Genomic DNA, 14903 nt, shown 5'->3' on the forward strand with positions numbered 1-14903 from the left:
GCTTAATTGATTGTTATTTCCTCTTTTGGATAGCTATAGTTCGTGTATTTGACTTTTCTAAATACAGCAATTACTAAGGAAAGCATACTTATTCTTCCCACAAACATGACTATAATAATTATAAACTTACTTACCTCACTCAGACTTCCTGTAATGCCCAGACTTAGTCCCACCGTACTGTATGCTGAAAAACATTCAAAAGCAATATTCATCAACGTCTTCTCGGGGTCAAAAAAAGCAATAAGCATAATTGAAAAACCTATGACTATCAAGGATAAAGAGATAATGGCAAATGCCCTTCTCACCGATACATCCGCAATTTCACGCCGGAACACCTCTATTCTGGTTTTTCCTTTAGCAAGGCTTAGGATATTCAACGTGGCGATGGCAATAGTGCTGGTCTTTATTCCACCTCCGGTAGATTGCGGGGAAGCTCCAATCCACATCAACAGAAATATCATCATGGTTGTCGGAAATGTCATAGACACCGTATCAATGGTGTTAAAACCCGCAGTTCTTGGAGTAGTGGCTCCAAAAAGTGCCGTGACTATTTTTCCAAAGCCATTATGCTCACTTAACGTATTGTTATATTCTAGGAAATAGAAAGCGAAAAAAGCTATGAACGTAATAGAAAGTGTGGTAATCAGGGTGATTCTGCTGTTTAAATTTAGTACCCACGGGCGGTGCTTATTTTTTCTTGTCTTGAATAAAAACAGTTGGGAAATTTTGTATTGGAAAAATGACAGGATATTGACCACAATCGGGAAGCCCAGCCCGCCCAACCCAAAAGATAAGATTATTACGATCTGAAAAAAATAGTTGAACCGGAAGCCCTCATCAAACAACCCGACGCTCAATGTGGAAAATCCCGCATTGCAAAAGGCCGAAATCGAATGGAATACTGCAAAAAACACTTTGTCTGAATGTGTTAAGAAATTACCGGAGTCTATACTGATGTAAATCAATAAGCCTGCAATGAATTCGATCCCGAAGGTGATGAAAATGATGTATTTCAGGGTAGAAAATACCTCTCCCAATTTCCGCGAGCTTGTCATGTCACTTAAAATAAGTTGATTTTCATAGGTTGTACCCCCTCTGAAAAAATAACTGAAATAACTCGCAAAGGTCAGAATCCCCAAACCACCCACCTGGATTAAAAACATAATAATGGTCTGACCCAAGCCGGTAAAATGGGTTCCTGTATCCACTACCACCAGGCCTGTGACACAGACCGCGCTTGTGGCTGTGAATAAGGCATCAATGAAAGATATTCCATTGTGGGTTGCATTTGGCAACATCAGCAGAAAAGACCCCAAGATTATGATGACCAGAAAACTCAAAATAAACAGCTGAGCGGGATTGAGGACTGTTCTTTTGAAATTTATACGGAGGTCTGAAAATTCTCTGATGAAGGTCATCGAAACAGCAATTTTCACCCAAATGGGATTCTCCAGCAATAAATCCGTCTCAAAAGGGGTGCCGACAAACAGGTACATGTGGAAAACCCAAAGCGTGAAAACAATCGACAAAAAATCAAAGATGAATACCTTTCTGTCGAATAGGATGCTTTTTTTGATATACCTGGTGAAGGTAGAAATCAACCCGAATGCCAGAACAAAAAAGTAAAACCCGTCCAGAAGGTTCTGTGAAAATTCAGTTTGAGAAAAACCAAAATCAGTGACAATTGCAATAAGACCGATCAGGCTAATCCCGAAGGTGAATTTGTAAAGCGTTTTTAAGTTAAAATCCATTACTTTTTGTTTCCCAGTCTTAGATTGAATTTTGATGAATAGCAGTTTTAAGTCTGATTCCGGACTGAGATCTGGTTCATTTGGAAATTTTGAATGGTTTTATTGGAATTAGGCAATTCGGCAGACCAAAGTAAGGTTTTTGGATAAGACCGGAAGAATCGGCCGGATTTTTATTCCAAAATTCTAACAAGTAGTCTCTCTGATGCTTTTTCACTCAGAGTTTCAATGGGGTGATCCGGATAGCTGACTACAATACTCTGATCGTAGGCTTCCCGCGAAATCACTTTCAGATGGACTCCCAGACTTAGCTTCCTGCTGTTTAGAAATTCCAAAAATTCCGCCGAAGAATTTGTTAAGGCTGTAAGTTGAACTTCCTGTCCGGGTTTGCAGGCCGAAAGCGGGGTGTAAGAAAATTCTTTCATCCTTCCCTGATTATCGGGAATCGGGGATCCGTGGGGATCAATGGTCGGATATCCGAGCATTTCATCCATGCGGTCAAAAAATTTCGGGGAGTGGATGTGTTCGATCTGTTCGGCTACTTCATGCACTTCCTCCCAGCCAAAGCCCATTTTTTTCACCAAAAACATTTCAGTCAAACGATGCTTGCGTACTATCAAAGCGGCTTCTTTTTGACCTTTTGGAGTAAGGATGACAGGTTTGTATTTCTCATAAATCACCCAATCACTCTTCTGAAGGCTTTTTACCATGCTATTCGCTGTGGGCATGCTGACTTTTAAGCCATTTGCCAAATCCGAAATATTGACCTCTCCTTGCCCATTTGAAAGGTTATAGAGTGCCTTTAAATAGTTCTCTTCGGTAGAGGAAGCCATAGCTGGGAATTTGATCCGGTCAAAAGTACGACAACGTATATTAGAAAAACAAATTTGTTAGATTGTTCTAACTTATTACTTTTGTGTATCTAATAAAAATATCACTCGAAAATTTTCAATGCTGTTCTCCAGTCCATCCATAAATTTTAAGATCTCTTTTTCGGAAAATTCAATTAAATGCAATAATGTTGCATTTATGATTCAATCAATTCGAAGAAGCTCAATGCTTATGCTTTTATTTTTCACCCTGAATTCAGCTCTTGCACAGCAAAGTGTGAAGGGGAGAGTCTTGAGTGCGAAGGGTCCCTTGGAATTTGCCAATGTCCTGATTAAGGAGAAAAGCCTCGGTGCGATAACTGACAGCCTTGGGAATTTTGAAATAAATAAGCTTGAAGCGGGTCTGTATACCATTCAGGTTTCCTTGATAGGCTATGAAAAACAGACAAAAAAGATCACTGTACCTCTAGAAAGCAATTTTTTAACTTTTGACTTGTCTACCCTTGACGGTTCTTTGGATGAAGTAGTGGTAAGCGGTACGATGCAGGAAGTTTCCAGGCTGGATAGCCCTGTGCCGGTTGAAGTGTACAAAGCCGCCTTTTTCAAAGCAAATCCTACACCTTCCCTTTTTGAATCTCTGCAAAATGTCAACGGTGTCCGTCCACAAATCAACTGTAATGTTTGCAATACCGGTGATATCCATATCAATGGTTTGGAGGGTCCATATACCATGATTTTGATTGACGGGATGCCGATTGTAAGTGGATTGGCAACAGTATATGGCTTGACTGGAATTCCGCAATCGCTGATTGACCGGATCGAAGTAGTCAAAGGTCCGGCTTCCACGCTTTATGGTTCAGAGGCAGTCGGTGGCTTGATCAATGTGATCACCAAAAGACCCGAAATCGCCCCATTGGTATCTGTGGATGCTTTTGCAACAGGTTGGGGAGAAGTCAATGCTGATCTGGGGATCAAAAGTGTCCTATCGAAATCAATCCAGTCACTGAGTGGAGTGAATGTGTTTTGGTATGATAATCCCATCGACAACAACGGAGACGGGATTACCGACCTGACTTTGCAAAAGAGGATTTCGCTTTTCCAGAAATTTGAAATTCGACGAAAAGGAGGAAGAGCCTTCAACCTGGCAGGTAGGTATGTGAATGAAAACCGCTGGGGAGGTCAGATGAACTGGATCGAAGCTGATCGGGGAGGGGATGAAGTGTATGGAGAAAGTATTGTGACTAATCGCTGGGAAGCCTTTGGTACCTACCAATTGCCGGTAAAAGAACTGGTTAATTTCCAGTTTTCAGCAAATGGACACAAGCAGAATTCTTACTATGGAACGACCTTTTATTTGGCAGACCAAACTATTGCTTTTGGGCAACTGACCTGGGTAAAGGAGGCGGGAAAGCATAATTTACTTTTGGGTTCAGCCTATCGGTACACCTATTATGACGACAATACTTCCGCTACTTTCAAAGAAGGAGGAAGCGAAAATTTTCCTTCTGAGATCCATTTACCGGGGATTTTTGTGCAGGACGAGATTCGCTTCAATTCCAGTCAGAGTTTATTGGCTGGGATCCGCTACGATTACAACAGTGTTCACGGCAATATTTTTTCTCCTAGAGTCAATTTCAAGTGGGTATCTCAGGACAGAAGAACGGTGTTTAGGATTTCGGCCGGTAATGGATTTCGGGTAGCCAATGTTTTCACAGAGGATCATGCGGCTCTGACCGGTGCTCGGGAGGTAGTATTTGCAGAGGAATTAGCTCCGGAAAGAAGTTGGAATACCAATTTGAATTTGGTGAAAAAGATCTATTCGGATCAGGGAAATTATTTCGGATTGGACGGATCGATTTTCTACACCCATTTTACCAACCGCATCCTGCCCGATTACGAAACAAACCCCAATCAGATCATCTATGCCAATTTGGATGGTAGCGCAGTTTCCAAAGGGATATCTTTGAATGTGGATGCAGTTTGGAACTCGGGTTTCAAGGCATTGGCCGGCGCCACCTTGATGGATGTAAGTTTGAATGAAGGTGGAGAAAAAATACGCCAACTGCTCACTGAGCGTTTTTCGGGTGTTTGGACCATTGGCTATGCGTTTCAAAACTTGGGTTTGAGCATTGATTACACCGGCAATGTGTACAGTCCGATGCGACTGCCGCTTTTGGGTGAATTGGACGATCGCCCGGAGTTTTCTCCTTGGTGGAGCATTCAGAATATCCAGTTGACAAAATCATTTGGGAAAAAGTGGGAGGTCTATGGAGGAGTGAAAAACCTGCTGAATTTCACTCCTCCTGCCAATAGCATTGCGCGGTCATTTGATCCTTTTGACAAGGGAGTGGAGTTTGATCGGGGAGGAAATGTGATTCCTACGCCAACTAATCCCAATGCATTGACTTTTGATCCGACTTATGTCTTTGCCCCGAATCAGGGAATTAGAGGATTTCTTGGGCTGAGGTTTACCCTTCTTTGATGTGAGTTTGAAATGGAAATTGGAAAGAAGGTATTAATATGGGATTGGTCCGATGTAACCAAGCTGAACTAGATAACTTTCTATGAATAGGGTGGTGGCTTTAGCCCGTTCCAAAGTGGGATTTTATGATCGCATAAGGCTTTAACCCAAATATGAATTTGTCCATTGGGCTAAATCCCGACTCGAGTTGTCAGCTATTCTAATTCTTCCACTCAAAAACCGGAGGCAATTCATAGGCTAGTAATTTTTAATGAAACCAATGAATTGGGATTCAATACCAAACCCGGTGGAATGAAATATATGCTAGACAGTTATAACGATGAGGGTGTCTTTATCGGGTGGTTTGCCGTTTGAGGTGCCATTCCCAAACAAGTCGTTTTGTTAGAAGCAGGAAATAATGAGCTAAAAATGGAGTTCTGTCATTCATTTTATTCAGAGGGCCACTAGATCCGGTGAATAAAAAAAAATAATCCCCGCGTTTTTTAGAAGCGGGGATTCAATTTACTTGTAGGGAAGAATCAAATTACTTCGCAGCAGTTGCTCCCGGTTTGGTAGGGGAGGCCATCTTTTTTACCGGATCTCCTTCTTTCAATTCCTTGCTTACAATGAAGTATGGGCCAGAAATAACTTCATCACCCTCTTTCAGACCTTCCAGAATTTCAATGTTTTCATAATCTGAAATTCCGGTTTTGACGGTTCTGATTTTTGCCACCCCATTTTCACTGACAAATACCAATTCCTTAGCTTTGGTGGTGCCTCCAGCCAAGGTGTCCATTTGGGTTTCTCGGGTGGTGACCGAACTGAGCGGTATGGCAAGTGCATTGGTTTTTGAGGTGGTGATGATTTCCACTGAGGCAGTCATACCGGGACGGAAAGGATATTTTTTCCCTTCCTTGACCAGGTCCACGTAAGAGCTGTTTAGAATTCTGATTTTCACTTTGAATTCTGTCACAGCGTCTGATGAATTTTTGGTGTTAGCGGTATTGGCGATACTGGTTACAATACCCTTGAATTTTTTTCCTGTAGAGGAGTAAGAATCCACGTCAATGATGGTGGTATCTCCGAGACTTAATCTCACAATATCATTTTCGTTGACATCTACTCTTACTTCCATTCTGGAAAGATCCGCGATAGTCATCATTTGTGTACCCGCCATCTGCTGCGTGCCAACGACACGTTCACCTTGCTCTACCAGCAGGCTGGAAACAATTCCGGAAACCGGTGAATTGACATTTGTCAATCGCAGATTCTCGGAAGCTTCGTTGACAGAGGCTTGGGAACTCTTAATGACAAACTCGGATGCGATTACATTTTGCTTTGCAGCTTCCAGGTCTTTTTCAGCACCTATGTAATTTGCCCTTGCCGTTTCATAATCGGAATCAGAAATGGCTTTTTGCTCCCACAGGCCTTTTTGTCTGTTGTAATTAAGCTGAGCTTGCGCAAATTGGGCTTCAGAGCGCTGAAGAGTCGCTCTCGTCTGAGCCAAATTTGCCATTTGTTGGTTGAGATTAGCTCTGCTTCGCTCCAAGGCTGAGACGAAGTTGTCAGGGCGAATTTTCACCAGGAGTTTTCCTACTTCTACAGAGTCACCCTCGGCTACGTTAAGTTCGATGATCTCACCGGCTACGTCCGGGGAAAGTTTTACCTCAATTTCAGGTTGGATTTCTCCGGAGGCACTGACCTTTTCGATAATGGCAGTTTTCTTTGCTGTGGAAAATTCCACTTCAGTTTCCTTTAATCCGCCTATCCAGCCTGCAGATCTTCCGATTACAGCAAGGACAATAATGAGACCGACTGCACCCAGAAGGTAATACAATAGTTTATTGGACTTTTTAGTAGCCATGGTTTAGTTTAAGTTGATGGGGTTACCGAGATAAAAATCGAGCACTTTAATTCTGAAGATATAAGTATATTTTGCGTTGAGAAGGTCTGCCTGTGCATTAAACAAGTTGGCCTGTGCCACTTGAAAGTCTACAGAATTGATCGCACCAAGGTCAAAGCGCTGCTGTGAAACACGGAAAGATTCCTGAAGACTCTTGACGCGGACCAAGGAAGCCTCATAGGACAATTTGGACGCAACAGCATCGGTGTAGGCACTTTCAATATTTTGTCTGAGTTGATTCTTTGCTTCCTGAACCGTGACTTCGCTGATTGCTTTCTGCGCCCGGGCTCTCTGAATTGCTGATTTGTTGTTGAAATTAGAAAAAACAGGGATGTTCAATTGAAGGTTGGCCGACTGGGAAACATTGTTTTGAATTTGTTCTCCAAAGGGTGTGATTTCCCGCTGATTAAATCCGGGCTGATCTACATAGTTGGAGAATAAATTTGCTCCGATTCCAAGTGTTGGGAGAAAAGCTCCTTTGGCAATCTTTACCTGGTATTCTGCGCTTTCAACTCCGGCTTCTGCTGCCTTGATTTCAGGCATCAATTCAACAGCGACCTCATAGATTGCATTCGGATCTTCGGAGACCATCGTTGAATTTTCGACATTAAACTCAGGCTCGATTACATCAAAATCATCTTTAAAAGGGATCTGCATCGCCTGAGCCAGATTAAGTTTGGCGATTCTGTAATTGTTTTGCGCTCTGATCACTTCAAGTTGATTGCTTGAATTTTGAGATTGGAGATCCAGCTGATCGGAGATGGGTAAAGATCCCGCAGCGACTAGTTTGCTTGTTCGCTCAAATTGTTCTGTTGTTGTTTTTAGCTGATTGGCAGCAATTTTAACTTGCTCCCGGTTGAATACAACATTGATGAAGAGGTTAATAATATTCAATGTGATGTCGTTTCGGGTTGCTTCCAAATTGAATACACCAGCCTCAAGATCCTTACGAGCTTGCGATATGGTATTATTGATTTGGTTCCCTCTAAAAATCGGAGCACTTGAGTTTGCAAATAAGTTGATGTTTCCAATCCGATTGTTTTCAAACAAGTTGGTCACTGGGTTGATCGAACGACCCCATCTATAGCCCGAACTTGCTCCTGTACTGAAAGATGGAATTCGCTGTCCTTGGCTTTGGAGGAGATTCGCTTCCGTGATCTGTTGGTTTAGCTCGGTCCTTTTTAATGTCAGGTTATTTTCCAACGCAATATCGACGCAAGTTTGAAGGTCGAAGGGTCCCACAGGTTGGTTGTTTTGGGCAAGCGAGAGGAAAGAGATCCCAATAGTGAGAATGACTCCCAGAAAAATTTTTGGCATAGTTTGTTAGTTGGTTTGGTTATGATTTGGTCAAAATAGTTTATAAATCAATATCGGGAATATAAATTAACTCAGAAACCCATGGTAATGATTTCAGGTATTGGGCAGTAATTTCCCTGATGCCTGAGTCCATTTCAATAACATGACAAGCCACGTCATTTTTTCCCTTACGGGAAACAGACATCGTCGCGATATTGGTTTTTTCCTGAGCAATTACCCCGGAAATAAATGCGATCGCACCGGAGATATCGCTAGCCTTAATGATGAGGGTATGATTCTGTGCCGAAAAATTAGCTACAAAACCGTCCAATTCTGCAATATTGATCACTCCACCCCCTAAGCTCTCTCCAACAACCTCCAATTCTATTTCTCCCTTTTTTAGGTTTAACTTGATGGTATTAGGATGGTGAATAGAGGAATTCCCGATCGATTTGAATTTGTAAATCAGGCCTTTTTCGGCGGCTATCTCCAAAGCGTCTTTGATTCTTGGGTCATCAGTATTGAAATCCATCAAACCGCCCAAGATCGCCCTGTCGCTTCCGTGTCCTTCGTATGTCCTGGCGAAAGAATTATAAAAAGTAATATTTGCCTCGTCGGGCATACCCCCCAAAAGGCGTATGGCAGCACGGGCTATTCTGACCACACCCGCAGTATGCGAAGACGATGGTCCAATCATCACCGGTCCGATCATATCGAATACACTACTTTTGTTTGCCATAAGCCGCTTTCGTCCAATATTAATGCTAACACGTTTGCTGACTCAAGATTAAGTTATTTTTTACTTTCTTTCCGCATTTAAAGACACTAAAGGTGGTTTTGTTTACTACTTTTAACAAGAGCCTAATAGAACAAACATTATTTCTGATCGTATACGGACACTTTTATGAGCGAAATTGATACAGTTTATGTATTCCTATCCACAGAACAAGCCTGGCGAAAGATGACCGACTTTCCGGTACCAAATCGGGCGATGAACTTTGGCGATGGTTTATTTGAAACGATGGTGTTTGATGGAGAAAAAATCAGATTTTTCAGCTTTCACTTAGATCGATTGATTCGAGGAATGAAAATGTTGAGACTGGAGGCTGATAAATCCGGTTTTGAGAAATTGGAATCTTGGATTGCAGAAAAATATGCAGGCAAAAAGCTGAGGATTCGTTGGAATCTATTCAGAAGTGGATCCGGAAGATATACTCCTGAAACCAACCAATCTTTTCAAACCTTACATTTTCAGGAATTAACCTTTGCACCAGCGGTCAAATCCCTTGCTTCCTTTGCTGAAAGTATTTCCCTTTACCCTTTTCCATGGAGTAGGTTTAAAACGCTCAACGCTCTTCCCTATGTCATGGCAGCACAGGAACGGGAGGACAGGAAGCTTGATGAACTGATTTTGCTGGATCATACCGGAAAAGTTGCCGAAGCGAGTGCCTCGAATATTTTTTGGAGAAAGGGGAAAAAAGTCTATACACCTGCATTGAATAGTGGGTGCATCGAAGGAGTGGGAAGACAGGCGATTATTTCTAAAATCCCCCGACTGATTACCGAAGGAGTTTTTGGTCCCAATGATCTTCTGAAGGCAGATCAGGTATGGGTGTCTAATGTGACCGGAGTAAGTTATTTGGAAAAAATCGATTCTTTAGAATTTTCTACCGACAAATGGGATCCCCTCACTGAGATTTTCCAATAAATATGAGCTTCCCCGTTTTTTTGTGCAGACGTTTGCATCAAACTCTTATCTTTAACGACCTTAATTTGTAAATTTTAAACTACAAGCACTTAACATTACCCAAAACCTCAATCAACCTACCTCCATGCTATTAGAACCAATTGATTTAATAGTCTTCTTCGGCTATTGCTTCCTTATCATAGGAATGGGCATATATGTCTCCCGTGAGAAAAAAGGACACATCAAAAACTCCTCTGATTACTTCCTTGCATCAAAGGCACTTCCCTGGTGGGCTGTTGGTGCCTCACTGATTGCTTCCAATATTTCCGCGGAGCAATTTATAGGTATGTCAGGTTCGGGCTTTGCGCTTGGACTTGCAATCTCTACCTATGAATGGATGGCGGCCGCTACACTCCTGGTAGTAGCGATCTTTTTTCTTCCTGTATATATGAAGAAGGGGATTTATACCATGCCTGGATTCCTGCTGGATCGGTACGATACACGTGTTCGGACGACGATGGCTGTCTTTTGGCTGTTGCTGTATGTTTTTGTAAACCTTACCTCCGTTCTCTACCTGGGTGCACTGAGTCTCAATACAATTCTGAATGTTCCCCTGACGTATGGGATTGTGGGATTGGCACTTTTTGCCATGATCTATTCCATCTACGGCGGCCTTAAAGCAGTGGCCTGGACTGATGTGATTCAGGTCGTTTTTCTTATTGCAGGCGGTTTGGCTACGACTTACATCGCCCTGCAAATGGTAGGAAGTGGTGATGCCTGGGATGGAATAGGTATTCTGAGAAAAGCCGCTCCGAAACACTTTTCTATGATTTTAAGTGAAGGCGAAATGATGATTCCTGACGGAAAAGGCGGGACACGCGATGCCTATGGAGATCTTCCTGGACTTTCCGTTTTGATTGGTGGAATGTGGATTACCAATTTGAGTTATTGGGGTTTCAACCAATACATCACACAGCGCGCCTTGGCAGCAAAGAGTTTGGATGAGGCCCAAAAAGGGATGATCTTCGCCGGATTCTTAAAGCTTTTGATGCCATTGATCGTGGTTGTACCTGGGATAGCAGCATATGTTATAGTCAAAGACGGAATTGATATCAGCTTTATCGAGTCAATGAAAGACCCGGTGACCGGTATTATCAAATCTGACCGGGCATATCCGACTTTGCTTCAGATTTTACCAACCGGATTGAAAGGTTTGGCCTTTGCAGCTTTGACAGCAGCGATTGTTTCCTCCTTGGCTTCCATGGCAAACAGTACTTCGACCATATTTACGATGGACATTTACAGTAAATATTTTGGAAAAGGTGCCTCTGAAACCAATCAGGTAAGAGTTGGAAGGATTACGGCAGTTGTGGCTTTTGTCATTGCTGCAATTGTAGCCCCGGCGCTGGGGCAGTTGGATCAGGCATTCCAGTTTATCCAGGAATATACCGGATTCATTAGCCCCGGTGTTTTTGCGATTTTCTTCTTTGGCGTATTCTGGAAAAAAACCACGTCAAATGCCGCCTTGGTAGGTGCGGCTTTGAGTATTCCCTTATCAGTCGTATTGAAAATAGTTTTCCCTGCCTTGCCGTTCCTCGATAGAATGGGGGTTGTGTTCCTAGTATTGGCAGGCTTGATGATTACAATCAGTTTGGTAGAGGGTAAAGGAAAAGACCATCCGAACAGCATTGACATCAACGCTGACCTTTTCAGTACGAGCACAGGTTTCAAAATCGGTGCGATATTAATTGCGGGAATTATTGCTGGCCTTTACACCATCTTCTGGTAAATAATTGATTATGAGAAAATTACTTTTAGGTATTGATATCGGAAGTTCCTCGGTGAAAGCCGCACTTTTGGATGCTGGTACAGGCAAGTCGATTGTATCCAAAGCTTTTCCTGAAGAAGAAATGACAATCAATGCACCTCAAACTGGTTGGGCCGAACAGGATCCGGAGATGTGGTGGAAGTATGTCAAGGAGACTATTGCTTATGTCACCAATAAAGCTGAAGTCAAAAAAGGCGAGCTAAAAGGTATCGGTATTGCCTATCAAATGCATGGACTTGTATGCGTGGATAAGAATTTGAAAGTGCTCCGACCTTCGATCATCTGGTGCGACAGCCGGGCTGTTGAAATAGGCGAAAAGGCTTTTCAATCACTGGGGAAAGATTATTGCCTTCCTCATTTGCTTAATTCACCGGGAAATTTTACAGCCTCCAAACTTCGATGGGTAATCGAAAATGAACCGGAACTTGCTTCCAAAATTCATAAAATCATGCTTCCGGGAGATTTCATCGCGATGAAGTTGAGCGGAGAAATTCTTACTTCCGAGACAGGTCTTTCCGAAGGGATTTTCTGGGATTTCATTGAGAATGGATTGAGTAAAAAGCTCCTCAAGCAAATGGATATTCCAAAAGAATGGATCCCTGAAGCTGTTCCTTCTTTTTCCGTTCAGGGAAAAGTCAGTAAAGAAGCGGCAAAAGAGACAGGCTTGGAATCAGGTGTTCCCATTTCTTATCGAGCCGGTGACCAACCCAACAATGCGTTTTCCCTTCAGGTATTAAAACCCGGAGAATTGGCAACCACAGCGGGTACTTCGGGAACAGTCTATGGCGTGTGTGATTCACCCCTTTACGATCCTTTCTCACGTGTCAATACCTTCGTTCATGTCAACCATTCAAAGAAAAAGCCTTCTTACGGAGTATTACTTTGTGTAAATGGCACTGGCATTTTGAATTCCTGGCTTAAAAAAGTCATGGGAGGAAAGTGGATTGCCTATGAAGAGATGAACGCAATGGGAAGCGGTGCGCCAATTGGATCAGAGGGTTTGACATTCTTGCCCTTTGGAAACGGAGTGGAGCGGATTATGCAAAACAAAGCGGTAGGAGCTCACTTACTTGGTTTGGATCTCTTAAAGCATGATAAAAAGCATGTGGTCAGAGCGGCACAGGAAGGTATTGTTTCTTCATTGACGTTTGGATTTCGGATAATGAAAGACATGGGGATGAACCTGAAAACAGTGAAAGCCGGAAAGGCGAATATGTTCTTGAGTCCATTGTTCAGAAAGACTTTCGTCCAAATGAATGAAGTTAATCTGGAGCTTTATGACACAGATGGTGCTCAGGGAGCTGCAAGAGGTGCCGGAATCGGCGCAGGAGTGTTTGCCTCAGAAAGTGAGGCTTTTGAAGGATTGAGTTTACTGGAGACATTGGAGCCCAATCCCAACTTTAGTCAGCCCTACCTTGATGCTTATTCGGCTTGGGAAGGCAAATTAAATGAATTACTAAAATCCGGTTTGGCCGGCTAAGAATAACCTATTTACCTAAATAACCCAGAAAATCATGGCTAAGACCTATTTTCCAAACATCGGAAAAATCCCATTTGAGGGAAAAGAAAGTGACAATCCGATGGCTTTCCGCTTTTATGATGAAAACCGGATCATCGCCGGTAAAACCATGAAAGAGCATTTCAAATTTTCGATTGCCTATTGGCATTCCTTCTGTGGCACCGGTGGGGATCCATTTGGGCCGGGAACCATTGTACATCCCTGGGATGCCAGTCCGGATCCGATTCAGCGTGCCAAAGACAAAATGGATGCAGCGTTTGAATTTATTTCCAAAATCGGGGCAGAGTATTACTGCTTTCACGATATCGACCTAATCGATGAGGGTTCAAGTCTGGCCGAATATGAGAAGCATTTGCAAATCATTTCTGACTATGCCTTGGAGCATCAGAAAGCCTCAGGAATAAAATTGCTTTGGGGAACTGCCAATGTATTCAGCAATCCCCGGTACATGAATGGGGCTTCGACCAACCCGAATTTTGACGTTTTGGCTTTTGCAGGCACCCAGGTTAAAAATGCCTTGGATGCTACGATCAAACTTGGCGGTGAAAATTATGTGTTTTGGGGTGGTAGAGAAGGCTATATGTCCTTGCTCAACACTGACATGAAGCGGGAGACGGAACACTTGGCTAAATTTCTGACAATGGCTCGAGATTATGGGCGCAAGAATGGTTTCAAAGGAACTTTCTTTATCGAGCCAAAACCAATGGAACCAACCAAACATCAATATGATTTCGATGCTGCGACGGTTGTTGGATTTCTAAGACATCACGGCTTGGACAAAGATTTCAAATTGAATCTGGAGGTAAATCATGCCACCCTTGCAGGGCATACGTTCCAGCATGAATTGCAAGTTGCAGCCGATGCAGACATGCTTGGAAGTATCGATGCCAACAGAGGTGACTATCAAAATGGCTGGGATACGGATCAGTTTGCACTCAACCTTCAGGAGCTTGCAGAATCGATGCTGGTCATCTTGACTTCCGGAGGTATCAAAGGTGGCGGAGTCAATTTTGATGCAAAAATCCGAAGAAATTCTACCGATCCTGATGACCTGTTCCTTGCCCATATCGGTTCGATGGATGCTTTTGCCAGAGGGATGCTGATCGCAAGCGATATTTTGGAGAAGTCTGATTATCTCGAAAGAAGAAAGAATCGCTATGCAAGCTTTGACTCCGGAAAAGGAAAAGCATTTGAGGATGGTAAACTCACTCTGGAGGACTTGAGAAGCTATGCTTTCGAAGTGGGCGAACCTGCTCAAATCAGCGGCAAACAAGAATATTTCGAAAACCTGATCAACCGTTTTATTTGATCAAACTAGTTAATGTAATTTTGAAAAGTCTGGCCAAAATCATTTGGCTGGACTTTTTCTTTTTCAGGGAGTTTACTCACCTTATTCATATTTTTAAGAAGCGATTGCTTGAGTACCTTCTCAATTGTATGGTAATTTAAAACAATATGTATATCCGCTTTTCTACCAGTAACCCTATTAAATATCGTTTGAAGTTCCTTAGAACATACTGTGGACCGTCGACCGTTGACTGTGGACGATTAGCCGCAACTTCTCAAGCATATTTCTTAATTTCTTGCAGGATTGCGGATAATCAGATAAAATAATTAAAATCAGACCCCAT

10 protein-coding genes are annotated in these 14903 nt (G+C 42.7%); 5 read left to right on the forward strand and 5 right to left on the reverse strand.

Annotated features, from left to right (window positions below; genetic code table 11):
* Nucleotides 1-2: 2 nt before the first annotated feature.
* On the reverse strand, nucleotides 3-1751 hold the full coding sequence (locus BLQ81_RS02250) for a TrkH family potassium uptake protein (RefSeq protein ID WP_092728334.1): 1749 nt from the start codon (nucleotides 1749-1751) through the stop codon (nucleotides 3-5).
* A 170-nt stretch (nucleotides 1752-1921) separates the two neighbouring features.
* Complete coding sequence (locus BLQ81_RS02255; RefSeq protein WP_092728335.1) at nucleotides 1922-2581, reverse strand: metal-dependent transcriptional regulator; 660 nt, start codon at nucleotides 2579-2581, stop codon at nucleotides 1922-1924.
* Nucleotides 2582-2804: 223 nt separating this feature from the next.
* Here BLQ81_RS02255 and BLQ81_RS02260 point away from each other — a divergent pair, with 223 nt between their 5' ends.
* On the forward strand, nucleotides 2805-5060 hold the full coding sequence (locus tag BLQ81_RS02260) for a TonB-dependent receptor (protein ID WP_217636639.1): 2256 nt from the start codon (nucleotides 2805-2807) through the stop codon (nucleotides 5058-5060).
* Between the two features lie 523 nt (nucleotides 5061-5583).
* On the opposite strand, the gene BLQ81_RS02265 is transcribed toward BLQ81_RS02260, so the two are convergent.
* From BLQ81_RS02265 to sdaAB, 3 genes are read right to left on the reverse strand one after another with little or no spacing between them, the layout of a single operon-like run.
* A complete protein-coding gene (locus BLQ81_RS02265; protein WP_092728336.1) occupies nucleotides 5584-6903 on the reverse strand; it encodes an efflux RND transporter periplasmic adaptor subunit in 1320 nt (439 codons plus the stop codon).
* Nucleotides 6904-6906: 3 nt separating this feature from the next.
* Nucleotides 6907-8259, reverse strand: a complete 1353-nt coding sequence (locus tag BLQ81_RS02270; RefSeq protein ID WP_092728337.1) for a TolC family protein — start codon at nucleotides 8257-8259, stop codon at nucleotides 6907-6909.
* 40 nt (nucleotides 8260-8299) lie between these two features.
* Nucleotides 8300-8977, reverse strand: coding sequence for an L-serine ammonia-lyase, iron-sulfur-dependent subunit beta (sdaAB, locus tag BLQ81_RS02275; RefSeq protein ID WP_092728338.1), 678 nt, complete (start codon nucleotides 8975-8977; stop codon nucleotides 8300-8302).
* 165 nt (nucleotides 8978-9142) lie between these two features.
* Here sdaAB and BLQ81_RS02280 point away from each other — a divergent pair, with 165 nt between their 5' ends.
* The 4 genes from BLQ81_RS02280 to xylA all read left to right on the forward strand — a co-directional run bounded on the left by BLQ81_RS02280 (nucleotide 9143) and on the right by xylA (nucleotide 14581).
* Nucleotides 9143-9946: an aminotransferase class IV gene (locus tag BLQ81_RS02280; RefSeq protein ID WP_092728339.1), complete on the forward strand. Its 804-nt coding sequence runs from the start codon at nucleotides 9143-9145 to the stop codon at nucleotides 9944-9946.
* Nucleotides 9947-10070: 124 nt separating this feature from the next.
* Nucleotides 10071-11714 carry a sodium/sugar symporter gene (locus tag BLQ81_RS02285; protein WP_092728340.1) on the forward strand — a complete coding sequence of 548 codons (1644 nt, stop codon included), beginning with the start codon at nucleotides 10071-10073 and terminating at the stop codon, nucleotides 11712-11714.
* A 10-nt stretch (nucleotides 11715-11724) separates the two neighbouring features.
* Nucleotides 11725-13233 carry a xylulokinase gene (locus tag BLQ81_RS02290; protein ID WP_092728341.1) on the forward strand — a complete coding sequence of 503 codons (1509 nt, stop codon included), beginning with the start codon at nucleotides 11725-11727 and terminating at the stop codon, nucleotides 13231-13233.
* A gap of 34 nt (nucleotides 13234-13267) precedes the next feature.
* A complete protein-coding gene (gene xylA, locus BLQ81_RS02295) occupies nucleotides 13268-14581 on the forward strand; it encodes a xylose isomerase (RefSeq protein WP_092728342.1) in 1314 nt (437 codons plus the stop codon).
* The last annotated feature ends 322 nt before the right edge of the window (nucleotides 14582-14903 follow it).

Origin of the sequence: Algoriphagus alkaliphilus (assembly GCF_900103735.1) — a bacterium.
Classification (GTDB): domain Bacteria; phylum Bacteroidota; class Bacteroidia; order Cytophagales; family Cyclobacteriaceae; genus Algoriphagus; species Algoriphagus alkaliphilus.

Coding starts and splice junctions, on each gene's coding strand:
- BLQ81_RS02250 (WP_092728334.1), bottom strand. CDS start 1,751: ATGGATTTTAACTTAAAAACGCTTTACAAATTCACCTTCGGGATTAGC.
- BLQ81_RS02255 (WP_092728335.1), bottom strand. CDS start 2,581: ATGGCTTCCTCTACCGAAGAGAACTATTTAAAGGCACTCTATAACCTT.
- BLQ81_RS02260 (WP_217636639.1), top strand. CDS start 2,805: ATGCTTATGCTTTTATTTTTCACCCTGAATTCAGCTCTTGCACAGCAA.
- BLQ81_RS02265 (WP_092728336.1), bottom strand. CDS start 6,903: ATGGCTACTAAAAAGTCCAATAAACTATTGTATTACCTTCTGGGTGCA.
- BLQ81_RS02270 (WP_092728337.1), bottom strand. CDS start 8,259: ATGCCAAAAATTTTTCTGGGAGTCATTCTCACTATTGGGATCTCTTTC.
- sdaAB (WP_092728338.1), bottom strand. CDS start 8,977: ATGGCAAACAAAAGTAGTGTATTCGATATGATCGGACCGGTGATGATT.
- BLQ81_RS02280 (WP_092728339.1), top strand. CDS start 9,143: ATGAGCGAAATTGATACAGTTTATGTATTCCTATCCACAGAACAAGCC.
- BLQ81_RS02285 (WP_092728340.1), top strand. CDS start 10,071: ATGCTATTAGAACCAATTGATTTAATAGTCTTCTTCGGCTATTGCTTC.
- BLQ81_RS02290 (WP_092728341.1), top strand. CDS start 11,725: ATGAGAAAATTACTTTTAGGTATTGATATCGGAAGTTCCTCGGTGAAA.
- xylA (WP_092728342.1), top strand. CDS start 13,268: ATGGCTAAGACCTATTTTCCAAACATCGGAAAAATCCCATTTGAGGGA.